Consider the following 23,831-nt stretch of genomic DNA (forward strand, 5'->3'; position numbering starts at 1 on the left):
CACTTTATCAAATAAAATTTCTTCTGGAGTACGATAGTCTAAAACTCTTTTAGGTCGTCGTTTTTAGCTGATTCTGGCACTTCAAAACTTCCTCTAGGTTGTGACCGTTGAGGCTTTTCCCTTTAGGAAAGTATTCTCGAATTAACTCGATGGTATTTTCATTGGTTCCACGTTGTTCTGGCGAATATGGATCCGGCCAGTAAATGGTCACTCGTAAATTGTTGCGAATATCTGCTAGTTGTAGGAATTCGGTTCCGTGGTCTGGCGTAATTGAATGGATAAATTCCTTAGGAACACGCCTAAACATGGCCAATAGAGCCTCGTTTATTGACTCAGAATTCTTAAGCGATGCTTTAGTAATCAAGGTATATCGTGTTTTACGATCAACGGCAGTTACTAGAATTTCTTCACCAATCTTTCCTTGAACTGTGTCGAGTTCCCAATCCCCAAAGTGCCGGCGTTCATTAATGAACCTAGGTCGCTCATGGATGGAAATGTAGTCTTTAGGTTCACGATGTTTACGGTCACCTGGACGATGACGTTGGCGACCTCGGGGCCTTAACTTGCGCCGAATACCAGTATCTCCATGAGAAGTAAAAGATTGGTTGAGGTTATGTTGCTCAATGTGGCGGTAGATAGTATTATAGCTAACGAATGTTTGGCCCTCTAATTTCAAACGATTGGCGATCTGTTGTGGGGACCATTGACGTTCCCTGATTAAATAGGCAATTTTTGAACACAGTTGAGGTAGCTGATCAAGAAGTCGGGGCTTGTGGCTATTTCGGCGTCGTATTCGATAATCCTTTTGAGCCTCAGACGGTGAATAGTGCCCATTCAAACGACCTAATTCTCTCGAAATTGAACTAGGTGAACGCCGTAACTTCAAGGCAATCCCACGAGTTGATAATCCTTTAGCCGAAAGTTCTAGAATACTTTCTCGTTCATTTATAGTAAGATGGTGATAGCTCATAGCGAGTACTCCTTTGCTTTTCTTGGTTGTTAAGTAATTGTACCCGCTATGGTTTTTTTTATTCAAGTAATGTTGCACTTCAATTGTAAATTCGTCTTTAAAAAAAGCAGTTTTGATGCAGTTTAAGTGCAGTATTTGTGCAGTAAGTCAGCAGGCACTAGCCGAATTTATGCGGTATTCTAGTACCGCTGAAAGAATTAAAGGACAGGCGTGTATGGCTTAACGGCAAAGCTTCAAATGTGGGTTCGACTCCCACTACACGTATTGGCGGATGAAAGGGGGTGAAAGCCTCCCTTGAATTTCATATCAAGCCTTTCCAACTACAATCAGCATTCGCCTTCTTCATAATGGATTGATTGGCTGGTAAACCGGTCAGTTTGCATCTTTAGCTCAGTAGTAGAGCAGTCGCTTGATAAACGGAAGATCGCTGGTTCAAATCCAGCAGGATGCATTGGGCGTAAATAAAATTTGAGGAGATGAACTCTCCCGTTCATCCGAGGCTAGAGCGTCCATCGCGTGATTGTAACTGGTATTTGCCTGCCAGAAGAGGGCGGTCTGAATCCCGTGTGTGGCTCGATTCCACACCAATCACATTGACCGTAAATAAATTTTGCTTAATACTGGATTATAAAAAACTAAACTGAAAAGAGGTGGAAACTTCTCTCAGTTTAATTTGAAATTAGTCTGAGGAGCCGTCTGTGGTAGAGCAGCTCATTTTTTGTTACATAAACTGGGAGGGATCTACGATGGCGATATTCAAACGTGTGAAGATTATTATTTCCATTGATTTTTATGTCAATATTTATTGGAAATATTAATGCCCTCATATTTTCTATTTCAGCCTTTCTTTTCTGACTAACGGTGGAGTAATATGATGATATATTAAATTAACCACTGGGAGTATATAGAAATATGAATGTAGGATTTTTTAATAAAGAACTGTTGAAATCAGTATCTGCAAGTGCCGGTTGGCTTTTTGGGGTTATTGGTGCATTATTGTCATTTGTTGATTTCAAGGAACAGACGAAAAAGGATGTACTAATCGGTTTTGTATTGATTACGATTGTATTTTATATTGTTAAATTAATTTGGGCAAACTTGATCAGAAACGCTGGTTTTAAGGTTGGGGACTCGAATATATCAGTAAGACACGGAGATATATTTAACAGTAAATATTATGACAATCGTAAGTTTATTAAAGTGCCTCGATTTAAAATTGAAGTGCAACACCTGCTCTACTAGACCAGTTCTTTATTCAGACTAGTCAAAAAGGCCATGAAGACCTATTCTTAATTCACCACAAACAAGAAAGAGGTATCTTCATGACCCGAATTAAGAATATCATATCTAATCAGTATCACCAACTCAATTTAGCTGAACGTGGTCGAATTGAAGCCCTAAGGGGCTTAGATTGGTCCATCCGCCGGATTGCCAAGGCTCTTCATCGTAATCCCAGTACGATTTCGCGTGAATTAAGACGGGGGACAACAACACAGATTAACGCTAATACTCGTATCTTCGAACAGTCATATCTGGCGGAAACTGGCGAAGCAGTTTATCGTAAGCACCGGCTAAACAGCTGTTATCGTGGACTCTTTGATCACTGTCAAACCTTCTGTAATGCTTTGGTTACAGCTTTAAAAGCTCGCCCCAGAATGCATAGTGTGGATACTTTTGTTCACCAATTCAAGACTAATTACCCAGGAGTTGTCTGTCCCTCAACACCGACGGTGTATCGATACATTGATGACCAGCGTTTAACTATCCGTAATTCAGACCTACCAGCTAAACTCCGTCGCCGAGTCAAACGTCCCGGAACAAAGCATCACCGAATCAATAAGAAGAATCTGGGCCATTCAATCGAAGAGCGTCCCACTGTGGTTCAAGCACGTCAAGAGCTTGGACACTGGGAAGGTGACTTGGTCAAAGGTAAACGAGTTGAATCTGAGCCAGCATTAATGACTTTGACTGAACGTGTTAGTCGTTTAGAAATCATCGTTAAACTTCCCAATTATCATGCCGACACTTGCTTGAAAGCCCTCCAGAACACCTTATATGACTATGGAACTGAGTACTTTAAAACCATTACTTTTGATAACGGTGCCGAGTTCTCAAGCTTGAGCCAAGTGGTGGGAACGGACATCTACTTTGCCCATCCTTATTCACCATGGGAACGCGGAACCAATGAGAACACTAACGGCCTTTTGCGCGAGTTCTTCCCGAAGGGTAGATCCTTGGTTTTGGCCTCACTCATTGATATTCAGCTGGCTCAGGATACCTTAAACAACCGGCTGCGGCGGTCATTAAACTATCGTTGCCCAGCCGATCTAATGCCTGAACTAGCTTAGCAACTAGACCACTTCTAAGAATAGATTCTTAGTGTTGCACTTGATTTGACAATTGAGGAGTTTATTAAAGTGTTTGCTTTTAACGAGTATTTTGATACAAAAGTTGATGATGAGATAATATCGCATGGCTCTCTTAACGGGAAATTTATTGACAAAAAAGTAGACGACATCTCAAAATTAGATATTTCTATTGATGAAGATGGGAGACTAGAACATAGACACAAATTGAATATCAATAGAGATAGGCCGAGAGGTAAAAAAATAAGATACGAACTTGGATCAATTCATAAATTTTCAGAAGATGTTTTCTTGACAGCCCTAACTCATTTTGATGACAAGAACCGAGCGTACTTGTCTATTCAAGATTATGTGAAATTTCTAATTAACTTTTGGGATGAAATTGATGAAATGTATGCTGGAAGAACTGTAGTCATAACTCTATTCGGATCGGGTATAACTAGGCTAGACCATGATAGGTATAGTGCGACAGAGATATTGGATACAATACTCTGGACTTTTAAGCTCCGAAGAATTAAATTTAAGAGGCCTACTAAGCTAATTATCCTTCTAGACAAAAATACAAATCGGAAAATTGACTATTTCCTACTAAGGAGTAAATTTTATGGCTTACAGAAATAAGGTATATGTTGCATTTGATGGTGACAACGATATGCGGTATTATGATTTGATGCGGGCGTGGAGCGTCAAAGATGAGTTCGATTTTAACGATGCACACGACTTACATAGCGCAAGGGATTCAAGCACCGAAGAATCAATTAAAAAAAGTTTAATGGACAGATTTAATAATTCTAAGTTATTCATTCTTTTGATTGGTGAACATACAAGATATTTAACGAAGTTTGTTAAATGGGAAATTGAAGTGGCAATCCGATTGAAGCTACCAATTATTGCTGTCAATTTGAATGGTAGCAGGTCTCAGGATGAGTTAATGCCACCAGTGCTAAAGGATGAGTTACATTTGACCGTGGCGTACGGAGAAAAGATAATGAAAAAGGCCATGAATGATTGGCCGGACTTTGAGTCGAATTGTAGAACCCAAGGTAAAACTGGTGAGTATGCTTATAGTGATGACATTTACTCGAGCCTGTAGGTGAAAATTATACATTTTTAAACTCAATCTCGCTTAAATGCGGGAGCTTTTTGGCAAAAAAAATTCAGAGGTAACATCATGTCAGTCATGATTCATAGTAATATGAGTATGAATCGTCTGAGTGGGTGCCGGCAGATGCTCGGCTGGATAACGTAGTGTAAGGATAATAAGTGTCGTGCAAATGCATGGTGTTTTTATTATGCCCAAAATTAGGAGGTGGCCGGCATGGGCAGATGGTAAATACAAAATTTGACCTTGTCAGCCGCACAGAGACGCGTTGTCTAGGCGAGTTGGAACATGACCTTGACCACGCTAGGTACAAAGACGGCCTAAGAAGAAACCTAAGCCATATCGGTCAGTCACGAGAGTGTGGAGGAAGAGAGATGGAGACAAACATGAGGGAAAGCCACTGTTGTGACAGTAGTAGCAAGCCTATTGGTTAGACTGTCTTCAATGATGGTACTGAGCAACAACATCTAAAGCTCGGCTGATTTTGGCTGATAGAAACGTGAAAAGCATTAAATATTTATGAAGAGAACAGAGTCGCTGATGTGACGGGTACTGGCTATTTGCAAGTCACTGGATTTCTTGGATATAATTGAATAAACAGTATTCTAGGAGGAAAATGCAAAAATGCTTACCGTACTCATCAATACACCACAACTTGTAACATCAATTATTGCCGGAATTACATCTGGTCTACTCGTAGCATTCATCATCAATATTGCAAAGATTTTTCGATGGATAGGTGACAAGATTGGAAAATTGAAAGATGAAATGTGGCACAGTGGGTTTATTAGCATTAAGCGAATTCGCCATCGTTGTCGCCATGGTAAACAAATTTCTATAAGAGACTATAAATATGTTTTGGATCATTCTGAAAAGTTTTCGAGAAAGGATTTGGAAAAGATCACTTATCAAAATAGGCTTTCCTTACCTGCCTCTGGTATATCGATTAATTCCAATTTGACTTCGAAAATGGTAGAAGCTTTAAGAAAATCTCATCAAGACAATTAGTGATTATAGAGAGGCTGTGACATAAGTCTCTAAAATGAAAGCTGGTTGAAGGAAGTCTTCGAATTTTCCTCAATCAGCTTTTTAGTATAATTAAATAAAAAAGAGCACCGGTCGCACCCGATGCTCTCCCGAAACTAGCCTCGAAAGGACGTTCAATATGCAAGACTATTGTAACATGGACCAAACTACTTTGAGTATTGCTTTAGATTATTTGCCTGAAGAAAACCATCCGGCTCGTTACATTAACACATTGGTAGAATCCTTAAAACTGGATTACTCTTATCAATTCGGTCGCCCTCGTGAATACGACCTGGTTGCAATGCTTAAACTAGTATTACTAGCTTATGCTTACGGCATCTTTAGCAGTCGTCAAATCGAAAAGTTTGCCCGAGAAAACAAACTAGCTGGTTGGCTCATCGCCGACCAAGTCCCTTCATATCGGACCATTTGTCGTTTTCGAATCTCAGATGATCTGCCAGTTTGACCAAAAAAAGTTTAAACAACTTAACGTTGTTTTTGAAGGACGCTGGTGTAATTGATGACGTCACATTCATTGATGGCACTAAGATTTTGGCCGATGCCAATAAATATAGCTTCGTCTGGCGGAAGAACACGGTACGCTTTGACAAAATGAATCGGGACCAACTGGTCACGATGTTAGGCGAGTTTCACGAAGCAAAGCTTATTGGTGAAGTCCCAACTGGTTCTGACCTCAATCTTGGCATGTTAGACGCTGTTATCGGAACTGTCGAGGATAGACTGGTCACTTTGGATGAGGAGGTTCAGGCTACCAAGAAAATCTCGCCTAATTCTGCCAAAAAACAGCGGCGGATTCTCAAAGCACAACGGCGGAAGCTAACTCAACGGCGGAATAAGATGATTGACCATCAAAAGCAGCAAGTGATCTTTGGTCAACGTAACAGTTACTCCAAGACTGACCATGACGCAACTTTTATGCGGGTCAAAGAAGACCCGATGCAAAATGGCCAATTGAAGCCAGCCTATAATCTTCAAATAGCAACGAGTAACTAATTTATTACGGGATTCGATCTCTTTCAAAATCCAACTGATACGCGAACTTTCCCGTTATTTTTAGCAAGCTTGGAGTCGCAAAAAGTGTTGGGAAAAGTAATTGTGGCTGATGCAGGTTATGGCTCAGAAAGTAACTATCGATATTGCGAAGATGAGCTCGATAAACACATCGTATTAGTTCCTTACGGGACAATGCTCAAAGAGAATAGTCGGAAGTGGCAAAGTGATGATCGAAAGGTAATGAATTGGGATTACTACGAAAAAGATGACTATTTTATTGACCCGAAGGGTGTCAGATTCAACTTTAAAGCTTATCGAAAAAGTACTGACAAGTATGGCTTTACTCGTGAATTTAAAGAATACGAAGCCGAAAAGTACAATGAGAATCATGAGGTGATTCCACTGGCTCTGACGCCAAAGAAAAATCTTCGCCGAATTAAAGTGAATGAGGCATGGGAATACTTTAAGGCAAAGGAACGCACCCAGCTTTCAAAACCAGAAAACAAGGCTATCTACGGACGTCGGAAGATTGACGTAGAGCCAATTTTTGGCAAGATGAAGGCTTATTTGCATTTCAATCGCTACTCGGTCCGTGGTCTAGCGAAGGTCAAAAAAGAAACTGGAATCCTCGTTCTAGCATTGAATATCCTCAAGTTAGTCTCCACCAGGAGAAGATGGCTTGAGAATCAAGAGCATGGAAATAAGGCACGAAACCAAAGTTCGGTTTCGTGCCTTATTTTTGTTCTACAGAGGCTAGTTATGTCACAGCCCCGTAGTGACTTTCGGTATTTCAAAGAAATGAATTTTAAAATAATGTCGCTCTAATTGTACTGTACTGCAGCATTAAGCTTACGACGATAACGTAGATAGATAATTACTGTTAAAGGAACGAGCAGCAGCATCACTGGATAAAAGAACCTGAGTGGAAAAATAGTGGGCAGAATACCACCAATGATGGGTCCAAGAGACATCCCAATATCGCTGCCCAAATAGTAAGTCGCATTGGCAAGTCCCTGTTCTTTCATGGGTGCTAATAAGAGGGCAGTTGATTGGGAAACAGAAACCATGACGCCAAAACCAACGGCCATTAATACAGCTGCCAAGATCATTTCAAAGTTGTTTTGCATGATGGTTAATAGGATGATGTAACCTATTGTTGCAATTATGCAGATAGAAAACCAAATGCCAAACGAAATCGTATCAAAATAATCTTTTAATAGAATTCGAATAACAATCAAAGTCAGTGAGTAGCATAAAAAGAAGAGACTTACGGTAATATTCAAATGCCGTTCTTGAACGTACATAACAATATCGGCTTGGGTCACAAAGTAGGGAATAGACAATAGCGAAAAAATCAGAGCTACCGGTAGTGCATCTTGTTGAATAATCTTAAAGTGGCGATCTTCTTTTAATTCGATTGAAGGTTTCGCATGGTTATGGATGAATTGGATGACAACGACCATGGCTATTGAACTCAAAACTGCCAGCATGATAACGAATTTGTATCCGAGAAGTTGATAGATGCTAATCGCTAGGGCGGGAGCAATCGCCATGGCGAGCGCATTTAATAATCCGTAGTACCCCATCGCTGCCCCTAGATGCTGTCGCGGAACTAGAAAGGCCATCCAAGTTGCTAGACAAATGGTACATAGGACGAAGCCCAAGCCATTGACGATTCTAAAAGTTATTAGCCAAGACACGTCGGCAGCAAACAGGTAGCCCAAGTCACTAACTGCACACAGACTACCACCGACTAATGCTAGACGATATTTAGAAATTTGATCGGTTAAATTCCCAGCAAAAGGCCTTAATAACATTGAAGTGATACTCATCACACCCACAATAATACCAGCAAAAGTACTATTAATCCCTAAATTACGGGCATAGCCATTCATCAGGGGGTTAACGGCCTGAATACTAAATTGATAAAAGAATGTTGCCAACATGACGCAAATGATATCCCTTGAAAAAAACGAAAACTTCTCTGTCAAAATTTATTCTTCTCTCTTGAAACCGATTTTGGCCAAACAAAAAGGGTGCTATAAACACCCTCTTATGAATATTAGTTATGGACGAGAGATACCCTTAAATAGCTGGAGCACCGTTTTAGCATGTTCAACGCCGTTATAAGGTCGTTGACCAATATCTTTGATAATTATTTGGTCGGCCTTTGTTGGTGACCATAGCTTTTCATGCTGATCAGTCGCAAAGTTAAGTAATGCTTGACTGATAAAGGCATCACGATCGAGTTGTTCTTGACTAGCATCGGGTGCGGCTTGACCGACAATCCCATACATGTCGGTCCCATGATAGTCGGGAGAACCTTCGGCTGGGCCAACGCTCAGCTGATACACGCATCCACCAGCTTGAGCATGATCATGGGCTTCTCGAATAGCAGGTAAGGTGAAATTGTAATCTGTAAAGAAGCGGGTCCTGACATTAAGGGGTGAATTCTTGCCAGCGCCACAATGTAGGGCGATGGCCTCAGCCTGTTTACGGGGAATATGGCAATCGTAAACCATTTCATCAATTACGGCTTCGATTGTTTTGGGATCAATATTATCTGGCATGTGAGCTGCATACCAGCTTGCTTCAGCCGTTGTTGAGGTGATGATTAAGTCCACATCTTTATGGCTACCGCTTTTAATAACGTCAGCAGGATTAGCCTTTAAAACGCCATTTGGCAGAAATTCATCTTCAACAATGCCAATTGAAAGTGTATTTAAATTACCACGTTTCAAAACGTCGGTCGGTAAAACTTGATTAACGGCATTTGTCAGTGACTTGGCATCAACCGTTAATAATTGGTCTGGTGACGTTAAGTCTAATGTTTTTAAAACTTTATCTGCCAGTTCTTCGGCCCACCAAGCTGGGATATAGCGAGCGGCATAGCCAGAAAACGCAGCTAGTCTCTTATATAATCCGTCAGCTTCAGGCACAGCCAAAAGCGTTAACAGTGAGAATGAACCAGCACTGTGGCCCGTAAGCGTCACTTGGTTGGCGTCACCGCCGAATAATCCAATGTATTGGTGAATCCATTTTAGGGCGAGGATGATGTCTTGCAAGCCTAAGTTGCTGGCATCTTTAAACTTCCCACCATATTGGGATAATTCAAGCCAACCAAGTGCTCCTAACCGGTAATTAATGGAGACGCCGATTACCTTACCACTAGCGACTAAGCCGGATAAATCCGACGTGTCTTGAGAGTTAGCGCCATAAGTCCAACCGCCACCGTGGATATACACGACAACTGGCAGTTTTTCTTGAACATTGTCTGGCGCCCAGATGTTAAGATTTAAGCAGTCTTCGCTTTCACCTTTGTCGGAAGTTAAAAAGGCGGGATCTGTAAATTGCACCGATGCTGGGCCGCTTTGACTATAGTCTTGATTGGCTTCGAATGGGACCATTTGAGCTTTTTGGAACCGGTCAGCAGTACCATAGGGGACGCCAAGCCATTCCTGAACGTTATCAATTTTTTTGTTGGGATGTGACATTTCAAATTCCTTCTTCCGCATTTTTTGTATCGCTTGCTTTAGTATGCTTTTATCGTAAGCTGTACCGTAACGTTACAGTCAAGTGAAACTTTTAGTGCAAGGAAAATGTTTGTCTACGATAATAGCGCAATCGATAGCAGGGTCGACCATTGCGTGATATTCTTTGATCATGATGCCTTCTGTTTGGTGGTGACCACGACAGTGTACTTGTCAATTATGAACTGTTTTCTTTTGTTGTAATGTCCATAGAAGGCAACTCGTGATCCGGATGACACTTCGTATAAAAAATTTAATCCATGCTTGTGCGCTAAGCAGTTGATTTCAGTTCCAGTCTTAGAATTTCGTACTTTTGTATAAAGAAGCAGGGGACTGAGATTTAATACTTTCGGTTCGGATAGAACCAGTCCAGCTATAGCGTGCATTTCCATGTTCATCACCTCAATATCATTATACGAACAAGTGTTCGCGCAGTCAACACATAGTTTTCCATATTCCCTTCACATTAGGTAGAAACAGATAAGTATTTCTGAGAGTAAGTATCGGTTGGGTTTAAATGTCTGAATAGATGCTGATTTACCAGCACTTTCAAAAAAATGTTGAGATTACCGCATTGGCATGTAAATGACGGTTGAACCAGGAGGCGTTCTAAATCGGCGGAGACGAGGTCAAACAGTGGCGCAGGCCTGTGGAACTGCTTTTCGGTATCCAAGTGTTTCCTACCACTTATCAATGTATCGATAAAATAGTTAAATTCAAAAGAAGTGCGCTGTCATTTTTTCCTGACAGCACACTTCTTTATTGTGGGATAATTTAATTTTTAAGTTAGTTTGTAGGCGTTTGTGGATCATTGTTGCTTTGATTAGCGTAGTTTTTGCTTGGGTGTTGCAGCATGATGAAGACTGCCGCGACAATTAAAACAACCATTGCAGGGAAGGCAAGTGCGGCCGTGAAGCCGAACAAAGCACTACCGATGATTCCTAAGACAGATCCCACGAGTGAGATATTGTGCTTACGAGATTGAATTAAGGCGACAATATTCAAAACGACGCCAATCCAAGCCATTGCGTAGAAAAAGTTAGCGGCGGAATCCGTTGCGTTTCCACCGTTACTTGCATCGCTGAACGCAGTACTAAAAATTACAAACCAAGAAATAGCGAACAAGACACAGTTGACAATGTCTAAGACGCCGGTCCAGGTGTTAAGCTTTAATCGAGTCATAATAAACTCTTCCTGAGAATCATCGACTTTACGATGACAAAGATTTAAAGTGAGCGGTCTTTTTGAAACGCCTTAAACAGACGGGAATGCCAATTCGAGAGATCAGCTAATACTCACAGCTTCGGGCACGGGGCTTTCGGCCGTCGATGAGAGACCGCAACTGTTAGTGGTACAAGAGAAACGATTGCAGCGACAGGCAAAACAAACGCAGGACGTCATTCTTCTTTTGCCTGTATTTCAATACGGTCAGTTATTAGGTGCTTACTGTCGTTTTATTCTTGTTGAAAATATAGTGCCCCCTCGAGTTGAATCTACTTCAATTCGAGGGGGCACTTCGTCATCTTAATTCCGTCTTTGTTTTTTTATTTTATGCTTCACCCCAGGATTGGACCAAGGGGTGAAGCACCAGACTGAATCTATCGTCAACATAATCGGTCTGGCTTTTGTGCTGGTTGCCATGATTTGAAGATAACTTTCGATTTCTGAGTTTGGAAGGAATTAACTGCATAAGCGATAGAATTATTTATCCAGATTAATGTTGAAACTGTAGTCTTTACTGTTGAGAACATTTTTTTCTTCATGAGCATCAAACACAAACCGTATATTTTTAATGGAGTTGACGTTCTTTAGTTTTGGAATGTAGAAGAGAATTGTTCCGTCTTTTTTTGCACTAGAGTAAATTTGACCAAATGAGTCGCTAGAACGAGCAGCATCCAATTGTTGCCCATCATTAGTAATCAATTTCCCCGTGCTAGGATAAAAGTAAATATCTTTATTTGCCTTTGTAGTAATGTTAACCATGATGATTCCATTGCCAGTTTGTGAGTTATTATCATTATCAGTGAAAGTAAAAGATTTAGTCTTGGTTATAGAGACACCATCAATCTGAGTATTGGCGCCATTCCAGGTATTGTCTTTGTTAGCTGTATATACGTACTTTTCGGTTAATGTATGTAATGTTGAAGTATCAGATTGGTGATAAGTTTTGTGAGATGGGTAAGTAATGACCCTCTGAGAACCATCTGAATATATTCTTCCGTACTCTTTAAGCGAGGCGTAATAATCATTAACAATCGGTTTAGAGGCGTGGAATCCAGATTTTACATCTACCTTTCTTGCTTGTTTATTTGCTTTAAGGGCAGAACCATATATCTTCTTGTCGCTTTTATTGGTAAGTACTGCTGAAGCGAGTGCTTGAGCATCATTATTATATTCGATGAGTGCGGTTACTTTTTTTGAAGCCTTATAATTTTTCAATTTAGAATTTAATTTTCTAAGCTTTTTGTTGGAGCTTTTTGCAAGGATGGACATTTCTTTAGTGGTACTTCCATTTCCACGAATAGCGGCTACGTAAACGTCCGTTTCGACTTTTAAGGTCTCACTTAGACTTTTATTAAGCTCCGAGGAGGTAGCGTTACGTGTGACCATCGATTTCTTTTGAGTATTACATCCAGTCAGTAATAATGAGCTAAGTATGATTAAACTAATAGATTCAATTTTGTTCATGTTTTCTCTCCCAGAAATATGTACAGCTTTTAACGTCTTCGGATGTGGACGGTAGTTAAAAGTGAACGTATGCTTTACAACTATTGTTAAATTACGTAGAGTGGGGCAATTCTTAATTCTAAAAACAATTGGTTTCCTCAAATAATCTATTAACAATAATTTTTAAAGCCAATAATCCTGAATGGTCAGAGCACGATGGCTACTCGAAGGCAATCGCGATATTTCGGATATACTCCTCTTTAGGTAGGCAAGCAAATAACAAAAGCTTGTTTATCTAGAGAGGAGTTTTTCCTTATGGGTTGAAGGGGGTCTAGATATACGGTTGAGGAAAAATTTATCAGGTAATTTAAAATTTAAGTATTAGCAGGTTTAGATTCTAAGAAAGAGAATTTAAAGTCGATAAAAACACGACAATATTAAGAATACTACGTGCCTTGGATAATTAAAAGTGATATTTGTATAAATATACTGAATATTTGGGATGTTACTGACTATTGCGTTGATTATTTAAGGATTTGTCTGAATATAACATGAAATAATTTTGTTTCGTTCATAAACTGGCCTACCCAGACAAGTCGACTTGTAGCCGTTCCCCTGACAATAATGGTAACCTACAAACAAGCTAGACAAGGCGTCAGCAAGGGGGAGTTTCTAATGACTAAAGGATTAGCATTTCGGTTTCACGGGGGAGCCACGGCCTTTATTGACCGGTTGGCAATAGTGATCGATGATTTAGACGATGGAGATATTCAATTGCTCGACCAGATTACGCAGTGGTCCTGGACCAATGACTGCGTAATTCCCAATGGTTGCATTCAGCTGTCGGCCGAGGAAATCGAACACCGGTTGGAAAAGTTCAGTCAGCTTGAACTACTTGACTATGGCAGTCGGGTGTAAATAAAGAGGGGCGCCGCTCAGAGCGAGCAGCGTCCCTTAATGATCATTAATCTTCTTCACGTTCATGATGGAGCGTCCGTAACAGTACGCAGATGGTAACAAGGTGCAGGATTATTGAAATAATATTCAGGCACTTGGATGTATGCTTATGCATGTAGAGGCCTCCTTCGTGGTTAACCTCAGTGTAACCGCTTTAGAGGCCGTTGCCTAGGCCTAATTGATAAATATAGGGAACGCCTAAGCCTGCGGATGAATTTCCAATACCGGATGCCGCTTGGTCCCGGTTAATTCTACGTGGAGGTCATCGTGTGCAGCGAGCTTTTCTTGAATAGTCGCCACTTCTTCCTCAGTGAAGCCTTCGACATCGTACATCAGGTTGCGTTTTGCCGGGAGTTTGGCAACCTTGTCTAGAATTGTCTTGATCAGTGTATCCATGACGCATCGTCTCCTTTGTAATCGTTGTTAGTTGGTTGGTCAATCACGCTATCATAGTCAGTGCCTCACAGCGTCACTTAATTACCACCGTGATAAGCTAAAGCCAAGTTATTTTGGGGTAATTAATCTTGGGGGGAGATGAAACTGATGGAATTTGAATTTAAGAATGGCGTTCACGCCTTCAGTCGGCGGTTGAATCAGGTCATTGATCACCTGGATACAACGGAAATTGCGTTGATTGAAACGCTGCTAGACATTGCCGTTGCACCAGAACAACCCATGACGGTCAAGGCGCTTCGTGAAAAACTGGGGATTACCACCGCCGAGTTATCGTTTTATCTATCGCGACTGGTGCACCTGGATCTCATTACCTGGACGCCTGAAGAGTCCACCGTTGTTGCCAATTAAGAAAGCGCGTAGGGCCACTGGTCTTACGCGCTTTTAATGTCCTATTCCCGTTCGGCATCCTCTGCCAGCTCCAACCAAATCGTGAGTTGAGAGGGGATGTAGTCCGGCCACGCTTCCATCTTCTTCGCACAACGTTTGAGCAGATGACTCTGTCCATCGTTGGCGAGATCATCGAAGACGGTGAGTGCCTGTGAATTGTCTTCCAAGTCCGTGATCAACGTCGGTAGCTGATGCTTCCACTCTTCAATCAAGTCTTGATAGATCACAATCCGTCGTGCTAGCAGAATCGTATAGTCAACGCCCTCAACGTGTAGTTGCTTGACGAAGCGGTCGTATTCATTGAAGACGGCCGTTTGAGCGCGTTGCCAATCAGTCTTGGTAAGTTCAATCTTCTCATTTCTCATATGCTCATCCTCTTTGCGTTTCATAATTTATGTAATATCGATTTGTCGACACAAATCATAGTGATTACGAAACCGTATCCCTCGAATAGTATAGCATTATCTCCGTGAATGGTAAGCAAACTTGCAAATTATTCGTACCCGCAGTCGAACCCATTAACTTACACGACTATATCCAGTGGTGTAATCAATGGTATAACCGGGTTCGATGTTGAAAATGTAAACGTTGAAATGAACCGCGTTGGACCCAATGGACTGGGCGCGCATCTGAACCCCGCGTGCCACCAGCTCATTGCCCTTGAAGACCGGCGTCACGGCGTAGCGAACGTAGTGACTCTTACTTTCCTTGAGGTAGGTCGCCACGTCCATCTCGTTGTGTAGCATGGCGGGATTGTTCAGCGTTCGGGTTCCAGTCATCAGATTCTTAGGATTGTTATTTTGCCCGGTAAATTGGTAGCCAATCAAGTGACTGCGGTTATAGAGCCACCCGTGGCTGGTGCGTTTGTTATGCCAACCCGTTGGATCGACCGTCAGGGCTTCTCGCTTAGCGCTAGGCATCAGCGACTGATTCAGAAGGGCAGCCGCACCGGTGACCCGGTTCAAGCTGTCCAGGTTGTGATAGGTTGCCCAGGCACCATTCTTCGTGGACAGTTCGGCCCGGCTGAAGCCAGGTTTATTCTGGTTGACGGTAATTTCTTGTTGCCCACTGTAGGTCAGACTAGCGAGGTTGACTCCGGATGACTTGGTCTTTGCTGGCACAGAGGGTGTTGACTTGTGGGCAGCGGCTTTGTTGGCTGCTTTGAGACTGGCCTGTTGACTGTTGAGCTTGGATTGGCGTTTATCCAGCCGAGCCTTTTCAGTGGAATTAGCCCGCTCCAAACTGCTGGCTTTCTTCTGTGGACCGTGGTCGTACACGACCTTGGTGCTGGAGCTAGCCGACTTGGCAGTCGATTTTTGCTGACCGCAGCCACTGAGGCCAATTCCAAGAATGGCCAATAGACTGGCGGTAAGTGTAATAAATTTTTTCATTAGCGCAGCGCCTTTCTATAGCCCGCCGCCTTGGCCTGGGCTTCCGTATTGAAATAAACGGCATTGCTACTGTTCATGTGGTAGCCGGCTTGATCGGGCGTATGGTAAATTTTGGAATTGCGATTACCGACGATTTTCTTCGCTTTGTTGGTATCAAGATCGCCTTGCTTGTGGCTGGCACGGCTCGTCTGGGTCGCTTGACTACTGGCTGCAGCGGCAACTTGCTTGGCGGCCTGTACTTCAGCTTTGGATACAGACCGAGCGCTCGCCTTCGAACTGGCAACTGCTTCGCTAGCGCTATCCGCACGGGACTCGCTAGCTGACTCGGAATCGGCCACCTGACTGTCGACCACGGCGAAGGCCTTGGCCTGACGGCTGGACGAGGCAGCCAGCTGGCGAGACTCGCTCTGGGCGGCAATCAAACGTTGTGTGCCGACCTTGACCGTCTTCGTTTGGACCGTGGGCTGACTGGCACCCAACGCGACCAGTCCGCCAAAGATAAAGAGCACGGTGCTGAGAGCCACCAGCCATTTACGATGGTGGGTAAACGCCCAGTAGCCACCGCCAGCACAGGCGGCTAGCCAAATAAGTGTGAGAAAAATGATGAGCCACTCCTTTATGTAGATTAAAATTCCTAACATAGCGGCTTTAGCCGCTGCTAGGACAATGCGAGTTACAGCTTTCTCTCTCATTTTATGTGGAGGAATAGACGATTTCAAGCAAAACCTAGGCTTTCCGTTAAGTTTTGGGTCGACCACGTTGGATTTGCATTTAATCTCGTACAGAGAAATTAAAAAGGTCGCCACTAGGACGACCTGTATTGTTACGACATTAAATGATTACTTTTCATCTTTTTTCAGCAATTCGACGATTTCTTTCAGGTACTTCTCCTCGCCGCTTGGTTCTGGCTTGGCTGGTTCCTCGGCTGGCTTTGGCAACAGCTTATTTAATAGCTTAATCAGTAGGAAGACCACGAACGCGATAATTAAGAAATTAATGATGGAGTTGATGAACGCTCCGTAGCGGAAGTGGGCCTTGCCGACCGTTAGAACCAGATCTGAAAAATCAATGCTCCCAATGAAAATTCCTAAGAGGGGGTTGATTAGATTTTCTACCAGCGAATTGACGATGGCCGTGAAGGCAGCCCCAACAATAACCCCAACGGCCAGGTCCATCACGTTGCCGCGGGCAATAAACTCTTTAAATTCCTTGATCAAAATAATTTCCTCCCTCGCGACTCGGCGCCGCTTCGTTTACCCTCTATTTTTAACGATTTATTGATAAATTGCAACCGAAACGCGGTGGAGGGCGAGACGACTTTACTGATGCGTTTGATGCTTGGTAGAAGTGGTGCTAGGTGTGAAAGATTCAAGACGAAGTAATTTATCGATTAATAACCGCCATTAGCGTAACGATAGTAGTGAGCTTTAGTTACTTTATGAACAGTCGCCATTCCAACCAGACGTAGTTTGTGATAACCGACTTTTTTTAATTTTAACGTTGGGTAAATGGTATTTCCCATTGTAAAGCTGGTATGGAAACGGTAGTTATGACCCTTTTTTGAAACACTTCGGATATGGTAACTGTAAACATCTGCTTGTGGGGCACCTTCGTGAAGCGTGTGTTTAGTTAACCACAAAAGATGATGGTCACCAATGTAGTAACCTCGCATACTTTTGGGCGTAGTACTCGAGGCAAACGCCTTTTCACTAGTGGCTGATAGCACGAGAAAGGATAGTGTTATTAAGCCGATTGTTAATAATTTGTGTTTCATATTTTTAATCCTCCGACTAAGTATATTCAGCTTTTAGCGTCAATCAGTTTTGGACGTAAAATCTATGTGGGAATTACCACTTTTGAAGATTTGATATTGAACGGTATTAACATATTCAGGCTCAAAGAATCATTCATTCTAGAATACCATAATTTCAAAGCCAGCTCTGTCTGTTTTTAAACTTGCAACAGGTTAAATAAGCAAGCTTATTGTCCTAAGAATAATCACCTATGCTTCTTTCAGGAATAATGTTTAGAATTAGACTGATATGTTTTGGAGAACTCTGTAGGGAAAAGTATTTTTGAATCTATGACTTTTGAGATGGTTAGGTCAATATAGTGTAATATAAATTCATTTTCAGCTAGATCGTTAGTGGCAACAGAGACTACTTGTGTTTGCTACTTTTAATATGACTTAGGCAAAACGTATCTGCTTTCTACAATTATCGATGTTTGGAGAAAAATGAGTAGTAATTATCATATTTTTAAAAATGCCTTAATACGGGCATTCAGACTGATTTATGGTTTCAATAAAAGACAAAAAATAGTATAATGTAAGTGTTTACAAGACGGTGAAGGCTTATCTGAAATCAAGCTTCACAAAAGTTGTGGTGGGTGAACTTTTTACTTGCATTCTGGCGTAAAATCAACTATTATCAATTATTGATACATTTTAAAATGGTAAGGCAGTCTAAACGGCCCTGAAAGCTAGGAACCGTGCCGATTGTCATTGTATAGGAGGTGATTACCATGCTGAGTCGAACCAAAGAGTTTTTGCGGCAGAACAACTACCGTTATGAAAAATCGTATATTCGGCCGTTGATGGCGCCAGAGAGCGTCTACGTCTTCAAATTCGGAAAAGATTCGCTCAATAACCGGGTAATCATTCGTTATGGGCATACGTGGACCGGGCGTCAGCGAATTAACGAGATTGATTTGCGCCTGCATAAACAGAAGCATCCCCGCGTATTCCAAAATGAGGCGGACATGTTGGACTATCTCGAAACACGTCTTGCCCAGCGAAAGCAAAAAAACGCTGACCACCCGTCGAAAACCGAGAAGGTCTAGGCGGCCGTCTTCGTCAATTTCTTAAATGTTTAGCGGTGAGCTGGTGACAAGGTTGTTGTCCCGGCTCTTTTTTTACATAGATTAAGGAGGAAATAATTCATGGAATGGACCGAAGTCAGTGTTTTAACCACGAACGAGGCCGTTGAAGCGGTCAGCAACATCTTACAGGAAGCCGGTGCCAGCGGGGTCAAAATTGATGATGCCGCTGATTATGCTAACTTAAAGGCCGGTAAGTTTGGTGAAATCGTGGACCTCAAGACGATTCCCCATCGGACCACGGGCGCGCTGATTACCGCGTACTATCCCGAAACGGTGTTTGTTCCCGAAATTCTGCCAACCATCAAGCAGCGGGTCAACGAACTCAGTCAATTTGGCCTCGATCCCCAGCCAGGAACGGTGACGACCAAGGCTGTTGATGACGTGAGCTGGGCAACTGCCTGGCAGAAGTACTACCATCCAGTCCGCGTGACGCGTTACTTGACGGTTACCCCCAGCTGGGAGAACTATCAACCTGTACAAGCTGATGAGAGCGTCATTCGCCTCGATCCCGGCATGGCCTTTGGGACGGGGACCCATCCAACAACGCGGCTCTCGATGACCGCCCTGGAAATGGTCGTCCGTGGTGGCGAATCCATGTACGACGTGGGAACGGGCTCCGGTGTGTTGAGTATTGCGGCCAAATACATGGGGGTTAAGGACATCACGGCGTTTGACCTCGATGAGGTGGCCGTTCGTTCCGCCAAGACCAACCTGGACTTGAACCCAATCGCTAAGGATGTCGTAGCTAAGCCTAACGACTTACTGAAGGGCATTCACCAGCCGGTTAACCTGGTTGTGGCGAACATTTTAGCTGAGATCATCCTACCTTTAGTGCCACAAGCGTGGGAAAACTTGACCGATGGTGGTTACTTCCTGACGTCGGGCATCATTGCTGACAAATTGGATGAAGTGGTTGCTGCGCAAGAAAAACAGGGCTTTATCATTGATAACATCTTACAGATGAAGGACTGGCGTGGTGTAATCGCGCACAAACCAACGGAGGATGAATAGGCATGCAACGGTATTTCTTAGATGACAGCCATCAGACCGGCGACCATGTGGTGTTACCCGAGACGATTGCCCATCACTGGGTGACGGTTCTGCGGGCCGAAGTCGGTGCCACGGCAGAATTTGTCGACGCCCAGGCCCATCTCTTCCACGGCGAATTGACGCAGGTGACTACTGAGGCGGCAACCGTAACGTTGACGGCTGTTCCCACGCCGAAAGTGGAATTACCGGTTCACGTAACGATTGCCTGTGGGCTACCTAAACAGGAGAAGGCCGAGTGGATTACCCAGAAAGCGACCGAACTCGGTGTTGACCGAATCATCTTCTTCGGTGGTGACTGGTCCGTTGCCAAGTGGCAGGGGAATAAAGTTGATAAAAAAATAAAACGACTCACTAAGATTGCCCACGGTGCGGCCGAACAATCTCATCGGTTACGGCGACCTGTCGTGAGCTATGTCCAGAACCTCGCAGCAGTCCTTCAGGAGCCCGTAGACGTGCGCTTAATGGCCTATGAAGAATCAGCCAAGCAGGGTGAACAGAGTGCCTTAAATCAACAGCTACAGGCCGTTACGCCGGGACAGAGTCTGTTGACCATCTTTGGCCCTGAAGGCGGTATTAGTCCAGCCGAAGTGGCTGCAGCCCAGGCCGCTCAGACGACACTAGTTGGTCTAGGCCCCCGGATTTTACGAACGGAAACTGCCCCATTATACCTGCTTTCAGCCGTTTCGATGGTGATGGAACTTCAACAACCGAGATGATTTAATGAAATCTCTGTGAAAACATGCTAAAATGGTTCCAATTATAAGAGAGAATTGGGTGAATGTGGATGGCGTTTTTGGAGAGAGTGGGTTGGCGTTACTGGGCGGTCGGTCTGGTGATGGGAATGATCGTCCCCGCAGTGTTGAGTTGGTTGGGAGTCAGTCCAGTCTGGCGCTTTGCGGGATTACTGGTCATCGTCAATGGTGGCTTGGCCGTGGCACTGGGCCGGCGAATCTATCGCCGGACTCAGCCCGGCTGGTGGCTCATTATTTGGCCACTGGTCTACTTACTGGGGTCCTATCTATTCTTACCTCAGTACACGTGGTCCTTCGCGGTGGTCTATCTGTGCCTAGCTTATCTGGGCTATGGTTTAACGGAAACGAAGCAAGCAATCGAATCATAATTTATAACTAAGGGTGGTGGCGTCCAATATGACCAAAGAACGCGTCTGGACGGCTGAAGAAGTAATTGCCAGAGTCGGTAAATATATGAATGCGCAACACGTTGAGATGGTGGTCAAAGCCTGTCATTTCGCAACAGTTGCCCACAAGGACCAGCATCGCCAATCTGGTGAACCCTACATTATGCACCCCATTCAAGTGGCGGGAATCCTGGCTGATCTAAACATGGATCCCGAAACGGTTTCCGCTGGTTTCCTGCACGATATCGTGGAGGATACCGGTGTGTCATTGAGTGACGTGCGGGAACTTTTCGGTGACGACGTGGCTTTGATTGTGGACGGTGTGACGAAGCTCGGGAAGATTAAATACAAGTCTAACCGAGAACAATTGGCTGAAAATCACCGAAAGTTGTTGCTCGCGATGTCCAAGGATATCCGGGTCATGATCGTCAAATTGGCCGATCGCCTGCATAATATGCGAACACTGCAACACCTGCGGCCCGATAAGCAACGCCGAATCGCTAATGAAACGCTGGAAATTTATGCACCGCTGGCCGATCGTTTAGGGATTAGCACTATCAAGTGGGAGCTGGAAGACATTTCGCTCCGTTACTTGAATCCCCAACAGTATTACCGGATCGTTCACCTGATGAATTCACGGCGGGATCAACGGGAACAGTACATTGCGGGGGCCATCAAGGTCATCCAATCCTCTATTCAGGATCTGAAGCTACAGCCCGAAATCTATGGTCGCCCCAAGCATATCTACTCGGTCTACCGCAAGATGAAGGACCAGCACAAACAGTTTAGCCAAATCTATGACCTGTTGGCGATTCGAGTCATCGTCGATACCATTAAGGATTGTTATGCCGTGCTGGGGGCCATCCACTCACAGTGGAAGCCAATGCCCGGCCGGTTTAAGGATTACATCGCAATGCCCAAGGCCAACATGTACCAATCCCTGCATACCACGGTGATTGGTCCCGAAGGCAAGCCACTGGAAGTCCAGATTCGGACGAAAGAAATGCACGCGGTCGCTGAATACGGGGTCGCTGCGCACTGGGCGTACAAGGAAGGTGTCAAGGACAAGGTTCAAGAGACCAATTCCGGAGATAAGCTCAATATCTTTAAGCACATCATTGAATTGCAGGAAGATACTGATGATGCTTCCGACTTCATGGACAGTGTCAAGGGTGAACTCTTTGGGGACCACGTTTACGCGTTTACCCCTAAGGGCGACGTACTTGAATTGCCTAAGGGTGCCGGTCCGTTGGATATGGCCTACGCCATTCACACCGAGGTCGGGCACCACACGACCGGAGCGACGATCAACGGTAAGATTGTCCCGTTGAACTACGAGATTAAGAACGGGGACATCGTTGATATTCGGACGTCTTCGAGTTCTGCCGGACCCAGTCGTGACTGGCTCAAGCTGGTTTCGACGCGGCGAGCACGGAACAAGATCAAGCAGTTCTTCCGTCAGACTGACCGTGAACAAAACATCGTGGCAGGGCAGGATGCCGTGGAACGGACGATTCGCGAACTCGGCTATGAACCCAAGGCCTTGATGAACAAGGAAAACTTGGAAAAGGTCACGGCTAAGATGCACTACCAGCACGCCGATGATTTATTGGCAGCCATTGGGTTCGGTGATATCCAACCGCGCGGTGTGGCCAACCGGTTGACCGAAGGCGTACGTAAGGCCGAGGAGGACGAACGGCAGCGCCAGGAAGAACGCGAGTTGCTGGAGGAACACCAAACCATTAAGAACGATCCAGACGCTGATAAGAAGGATCGTAAGGGCAAGGATTCTGATGGCGTCGTGATCGAAGGGGTCGACAACCTGTTGATTCGGCTAAGTCACTGCTGTTCACCGGTTCCAGGCGACGATATTGTCGGATACATTACCAAAGGTCGTGGGGTTTCCGTGCACCGGAAGGATTGTCCGAACGTGAAGCAAGCCGAGAAAAACGGTGAACGGATCGTGGCGGTTCGCTGGGGCGATATGGCTGGCGATAAGACCAACTACAATGCCGACATCGAAGTCCAGGGCTACAACCGTAATGGCTTGCTGAACGATGTATTGCGGACCATCAACAACAACACCAAGTACCTGACGTCCATCAACGGCAAGGTCGATCACAACCGGATGGCCGTTATCTCGGTCAGCGTGGGGACACGAAACCAGTTTGAACTGCAACGGATTCTCGATAACATTAAAAATATTCCGGACGTCTACGTGGTTAAGCGGGCGTTTCATTAAAGAAAAAGTGAGAAAAAAGGCGGTTAGCTGACGAGCATTAACGTCGATAAACTGAGAATACCGGGCTTGTATTCTTGGCTTATCGGGGTTAAGCGGAATCGGCTGCCCTTTTTTTCACGTTTCGGCCAGGTCGCCCCGAAGCGAGCGAACCTCAGCCGATTACATAAGACAGAAAGGCAGGGTCACCATGCGAGTATTACTCCAAAAAGTAAGCGAGGCATCCGTCACCATCGACGGTCAAGTTCACGGGGCCATCCAGCAGGGATTTTGCCTGCTGGTGGGTGCTCAGGACAGCGATACCAGTGAAGAGGTCGACTACCTCGTCCATAAGATCAGTAAGTTGCGGGTCTTTGAGGACGACGCGGGTAAGATGAATCTGAGTTTGGCCGATGTTGATGGCCAGATTCTATCCGTCTCCCAATTCACATTATATGCAAGTACCAAAAAGGGCAACCGCCCGAGTTTTACGGCGGCTGGCGAACCAACTCATGCGAAAAAATTGTATGAAGAACTCAACGCAAAACTGGCGGCTGAAGGTATCAAGGTCGCAACGGGCGTCTTTGGCGCCGACATGCAGGTGGCCTTGGTCAACGATGGCCCCGTTACGATTTGGTTTGACACGGATCACAAATAAATTAGTAGAGCGGGTCTGGGC

At 44.2% G+C, this 23,831-nt stretch carries 24 protein-coding genes, 1 tRNA gene and 1 pseudogene; 15 read left to right on the plus strand and 11 right to left on the minus strand.

Translation table 11 applies throughout. The features are described from left to right. Positions 1-49: 49 nt before the first annotated feature. A complete protein-coding gene (locus ACEPSU_RS06305; RefSeq protein WP_395320689.1) occupies positions 50-970 on the minus strand; it encodes an IS30 family transposase in 921 nt (306 codons plus the stop codon). A gap of 379 nt (positions 971-1,349) precedes the next feature. Here ACEPSU_RS06305 and ACEPSU_RS06310 point away from each other — a divergent pair. From ACEPSU_RS06310 to ACEPSU_RS06340, 7 genes and pseudogenes are all read left to right on the plus strand, one after another. Then, a tRNA-Ile gene (locus tag ACEPSU_RS06310) sits at positions 1,350-1,421 on the plus strand. Positions 1,422-1,882: 461 nt separating this feature from the next. Continuing rightward, entirely contained in the window at positions 1,883-2,212 is a 330-nt protein-coding gene (locus ACEPSU_RS06315) for a hypothetical protein (RefSeq protein ID WP_395320690.1), read from the plus strand. Between the two features lie 80 nt (positions 2,213-2,292). Beyond that, positions 2,293-3,318 carry an IS30 family transposase gene (locus ACEPSU_RS06320; protein ID WP_060463087.1) on the plus strand — a complete coding sequence of 342 codons (1,026 nt, stop codon included), beginning with the start codon at positions 2,293-2,295 and terminating at the stop codon, positions 3,316-3,318. A gap of 45 nt (positions 3,319-3,363) precedes the next feature. Beyond that, complete coding sequence (locus ACEPSU_RS06325) at positions 3,364-3,957, plus strand: macro domain-containing protein (protein WP_395320691.1); 594 nt, start codon at positions 3,364-3,366, stop codon at positions 3,955-3,957. After that, on the plus strand, positions 3,941-4,429 hold the full coding sequence (locus ACEPSU_RS06330) for a TIR domain-containing protein (protein WP_395320692.1): 489 nt from the start codon (positions 3,941-3,943) through the stop codon (positions 4,427-4,429). Before ACEPSU_RS06325 ends, ACEPSU_RS06330 begins: the two co-directional genes overlap by 17 nt. Positions 4,430-5,062: 633 nt before the next feature. Then, positions 5,063-5,446 carry a hypothetical protein gene (locus tag ACEPSU_RS06335; RefSeq protein ID WP_395320693.1) on the plus strand — a complete coding sequence of 128 codons (384 nt, stop codon included), beginning with the start codon at positions 5,063-5,065 and terminating at the stop codon, positions 5,444-5,446. Between the two features lie 157 nt (positions 5,447-5,603). Continuing rightward, positions 5,604-7,303: pseudogene (locus ACEPSU_RS06340) on the plus strand (IS1182 family transposase). Here ACEPSU_RS06340 and ACEPSU_RS06345 read toward each other — a convergent pair. From ACEPSU_RS06345 to ACEPSU_RS06360, 4 genes are all read right to left on the minus strand, one after another. Next, a complete protein-coding gene (locus ACEPSU_RS06345) occupies positions 7,300-8,469 on the minus strand; it encodes an MFS transporter (protein WP_395320695.1) in 1,170 nt (389 codons plus the stop codon). The pseudogene ACEPSU_RS06340 and the gene ACEPSU_RS06345 overlap by 4 nt on opposite strands. Positions 8,470-8,544: 75 nt before the next feature. Continuing rightward, entirely contained in the window at positions 8,545-9,993 is a 1,449-nt protein-coding gene (locus tag ACEPSU_RS06350) for a carboxylesterase family protein (RefSeq protein ID WP_395320696.1), read from the minus strand. Between the two features lie 801 nt (positions 9,994-10,794). Next, complete coding sequence (locus ACEPSU_RS06355) at positions 10,795-11,190, minus strand: transporter (RefSeq protein ID WP_395320697.1); 396 nt, start codon at positions 11,188-11,190, stop codon at positions 10,795-10,797. A 519-nt stretch (positions 11,191-11,709) separates the two neighbouring features. Then, entirely contained in the window at positions 11,710-12,696 is a 987-nt protein-coding gene (locus ACEPSU_RS06360) for a hypothetical protein (protein ID WP_395320698.1), read from the minus strand. A gap of 654 nt (positions 12,697-13,350) precedes the next feature. On the opposite strand from ACEPSU_RS06360, the gene ACEPSU_RS06365 reads away from it, so the two are divergent. Then, a complete protein-coding gene (locus ACEPSU_RS06365) occupies positions 13,351-13,593 on the plus strand; it encodes a hypothetical protein (RefSeq protein ID WP_395320699.1) in 243 nt (80 codons plus the stop codon). Between the two features lie 237 nt (positions 13,594-13,830). On the opposite strand, the gene ACEPSU_RS06370 is transcribed toward ACEPSU_RS06365, so the two are convergent. Further along, the gene (locus tag ACEPSU_RS06370; RefSeq protein WP_125702097.1) at positions 13,831-14,028 is read right to left on the minus strand and encodes a hypothetical protein; all 198 of its coding nucleotides are present in this window, start codon (positions 14,026-14,028) and stop codon (positions 13,831-13,833) included. Between the two features lie 147 nt (positions 14,029-14,175). On the opposite strand from ACEPSU_RS06370, the gene ACEPSU_RS06375 reads away from it, so the two are divergent. Beyond that, on the plus strand, positions 14,176-14,436 hold the full coding sequence (locus ACEPSU_RS06375; protein ID WP_395320701.1) for a hypothetical protein: 261 nt from the start codon (positions 14,176-14,178) through the stop codon (positions 14,434-14,436). A gap of 41 nt (positions 14,437-14,477) precedes the next feature. Here ACEPSU_RS06375 and ACEPSU_RS06380 read toward each other — a convergent pair whose 3' ends face one another. The 5 genes from ACEPSU_RS06380 to ACEPSU_RS06400 all read right to left on the minus strand — a co-directional run bounded on the left by ACEPSU_RS06380 (position 14,478) and on the right by ACEPSU_RS06400 (position 17,640). After that, complete coding sequence (locus ACEPSU_RS06380) at positions 14,478-14,840, minus strand: hypothetical protein (RefSeq protein ID WP_020088556.1); 363 nt, start codon at positions 14,838-14,840, stop codon at positions 14,478-14,480. Positions 14,841-14,993: 153 nt separating this feature from the next. Continuing rightward, positions 14,994-15,866, minus strand: coding sequence for a DNA/RNA non-specific endonuclease (locus ACEPSU_RS06385; protein ID WP_395320702.1), 873 nt, complete (start codon positions 15,864-15,866; stop codon positions 14,994-14,996). After that, positions 15,866-16,558 carry a hypothetical protein gene (locus ACEPSU_RS06390; RefSeq protein ID WP_395361478.1) on the minus strand — a complete coding sequence of 231 codons (693 nt, stop codon included), beginning with the start codon at positions 16,556-16,558 and terminating at the stop codon, positions 15,866-15,868. Before ACEPSU_RS06390 ends, ACEPSU_RS06385 begins: the two co-directional genes overlap by 1 nt. 147 nt (positions 16,559-16,705) lie before the next feature. Further along, positions 16,706-17,083 carry a large-conductance mechanosensitive channel protein MscL gene (gene mscL / locus ACEPSU_RS06395; protein ID WP_260340322.1) on the minus strand — a complete coding sequence of 126 codons (378 nt, stop codon included), beginning with the start codon at positions 17,081-17,083 and terminating at the stop codon, positions 16,706-16,708. A gap of 173 nt (positions 17,084-17,256) precedes the next feature. Beyond that, positions 17,257-17,640 carry a hypothetical protein gene (locus tag ACEPSU_RS06400; protein ID WP_395320704.1) on the minus strand — a complete coding sequence of 128 codons (384 nt, stop codon included), beginning with the start codon at positions 17,638-17,640 and terminating at the stop codon, positions 17,257-17,259. Between the two features lie 749 nt (positions 17,641-18,389). Between ACEPSU_RS06400 and ACEPSU_RS06405 the strand changes: the two genes are divergently transcribed. The 6 genes from ACEPSU_RS06405 to dtd all read left to right on the plus strand — a co-directional run bounded on the left by ACEPSU_RS06405 (position 18,390) and on the right by dtd (position 23,810). Further along, positions 18,390-18,707 carry a hypothetical protein gene (locus tag ACEPSU_RS06405; RefSeq protein WP_020088552.1) on the plus strand — a complete coding sequence of 106 codons (318 nt, stop codon included), beginning with the start codon at positions 18,390-18,392 and terminating at the stop codon, positions 18,705-18,707. Between the two features lie 99 nt (positions 18,708-18,806). Continuing rightward, positions 18,807-19,757 carry a 50S ribosomal protein L11 methyltransferase gene (gene prmA / locus ACEPSU_RS06410; protein ID WP_395320705.1) on the plus strand — a complete coding sequence of 317 codons (951 nt, stop codon included), beginning with the start codon at positions 18,807-18,809 and terminating at the stop codon, positions 19,755-19,757. Between the two features lie 2 nt (positions 19,758-19,759). Further along, positions 19,760-20,512 (plus strand): 16S rRNA (uracil(1498)-N(3))-methyltransferase, encoded by a 753-nt coding sequence (locus tag ACEPSU_RS06415; protein ID WP_395320706.1) that lies wholly within the window; start codon positions 19,760-19,762, stop codon positions 20,510-20,512. A 62-nt stretch (positions 20,513-20,574) separates the two neighbouring features. Then, positions 20,575-20,916, plus strand: coding sequence for a hypothetical protein (locus ACEPSU_RS06420; RefSeq protein ID WP_395320707.1), 342 nt, complete (start codon positions 20,575-20,577; stop codon positions 20,914-20,916). Between the two features lie 28 nt (positions 20,917-20,944). Next, positions 20,945-23,176 (plus strand): RelA/SpoT family protein, encoded by a 2,232-nt coding sequence (locus ACEPSU_RS06425; RefSeq protein ID WP_260339338.1) that lies wholly within the window; start codon positions 20,945-20,947, stop codon positions 23,174-23,176. Positions 23,177-23,363: 187 nt separating this feature from the next. Further along, a complete protein-coding gene (gene dtd / locus ACEPSU_RS06430) occupies positions 23,364-23,810 on the plus strand; it encodes a D-aminoacyl-tRNA deacylase (protein ID WP_260339339.1) in 447 nt (148 codons plus the stop codon). Positions 23,811-23,831: the final 21 nt, after the last annotated feature.

The sequence above is a fragment of the Levilactobacillus parabrevis genome, from assembly GCF_044051715.1.
Classification (GTDB): Bacteria; Bacillota; Bacilli; order Lactobacillales; family Lactobacillaceae; genus Levilactobacillus; species Levilactobacillus parabrevis.

Bases quoted from the DNA above. Each gene is read 5' to 3' on its own strand.
- ACEPSU_RS06305 (WP_395320689.1), bottom strand. From the start codon at position 970: ATGAGCTATCACCATCTTACTATAAATGAACGAGAAAGTATTCTAGAA.
- ACEPSU_RS06315 (WP_395320690.1), top strand. From the start codon at position 1,883: ATGAATGTAGGATTTTTTAATAAAGAACTGTTGAAATCAGTATCTGCA.
- ACEPSU_RS06320 (WP_060463087.1), top strand. From the start codon at position 2,293: ATGACCCGAATTAAGAATATCATATCTAATCAGTATCACCAACTCAAT.
- ACEPSU_RS06330 (WP_395320692.1), top strand. From the start codon at position 3,941: ATGGCTTACAGAAATAAGGTATATGTTGCATTTGATGGTGACAACGAT.
- ACEPSU_RS06335 (WP_395320693.1), top strand. From the start codon at position 5,063: ATGCTTACCGTACTCATCAATACACCACAACTTGTAACATCAATTATT.
- ACEPSU_RS06350 (WP_395320696.1), bottom strand. From the start codon at position 9,993: ATGCGGAAGAAGGAATTTGAAATGTCACATCCCAACAAAAAAATTGAT.
- ACEPSU_RS06355 (WP_395320697.1), bottom strand. From the start codon at position 11,190: ATGACTCGATTAAAGCTTAACACCTGGACCGGCGTCTTAGACATTGTC.
- ACEPSU_RS06360 (WP_395320698.1), bottom strand. From the start codon at position 12,696: ATGAACAAAATTGAATCTATTAGTTTAATCATACTTAGCTCATTATTA.
- ACEPSU_RS06365 (WP_395320699.1), top strand. From the start codon at position 13,351: ATGACTAAAGGATTAGCATTTCGGTTTCACGGGGGAGCCACGGCCTTT.
- ACEPSU_RS06370 (WP_125702097.1), bottom strand. From the start codon at position 14,028: ATGGATACACTGATCAAGACAATTCTAGACAAGGTTGCCAAACTCCCG.
- ACEPSU_RS06375 (WP_395320701.1), top strand. From the start codon at position 14,176: ATGGAATTTGAATTTAAGAATGGCGTTCACGCCTTCAGTCGGCGGTTG.
- ACEPSU_RS06380 (WP_020088556.1), bottom strand. From the start codon at position 14,840: ATGAGAAATGAGAAGATTGAACTTACCAAGACTGATTGGCAACGCGCT.
- ACEPSU_RS06385 (WP_395320702.1), bottom strand. From the start codon at position 15,866: ATGAAAAAATTTATTACACTTACCGCCAGTCTATTGGCCATTCTTGGA.
- ACEPSU_RS06390 (WP_395361478.1), bottom strand. From the start codon at position 16,558: ATGAGAGAGAAAGCTGTAACTCGCATTGTCCTAGCAGCGGCTAAAGCC.
- ACEPSU_RS06400 (WP_395320704.1), bottom strand. From the start codon at position 17,640: ATGAAACACAAATTATTAACAATCGGCTTAATAACACTATCCTTTCTC.
- ACEPSU_RS06405 (WP_020088552.1), top strand. From the start codon at position 18,390: ATGCTGAGTCGAACCAAAGAGTTTTTGCGGCAGAACAACTACCGTTAT.
- prmA (WP_395320705.1), top strand. From the start codon at position 18,807: ATGGAATGGACCGAAGTCAGTGTTTTAACCACGAACGAGGCCGTTGAA.
- ACEPSU_RS06415 (WP_395320706.1), top strand. From the start codon at position 19,760: ATGCAACGGTATTTCTTAGATGACAGCCATCAGACCGGCGACCATGTG.
- ACEPSU_RS06420 (WP_395320707.1), top strand. From the start codon at position 20,575: ATGTGGATGGCGTTTTTGGAGAGAGTGGGTTGGCGTTACTGGGCGGTC.
- ACEPSU_RS06425 (WP_260339338.1), top strand. From the start codon at position 20,945: ATGACCAAAGAACGCGTCTGGACGGCTGAAGAAGTAATTGCCAGAGTC.
- dtd (WP_260339339.1), top strand. From the start codon at position 23,364: ATGCGAGTATTACTCCAAAAAGTAAGCGAGGCATCCGTCACCATCGAC.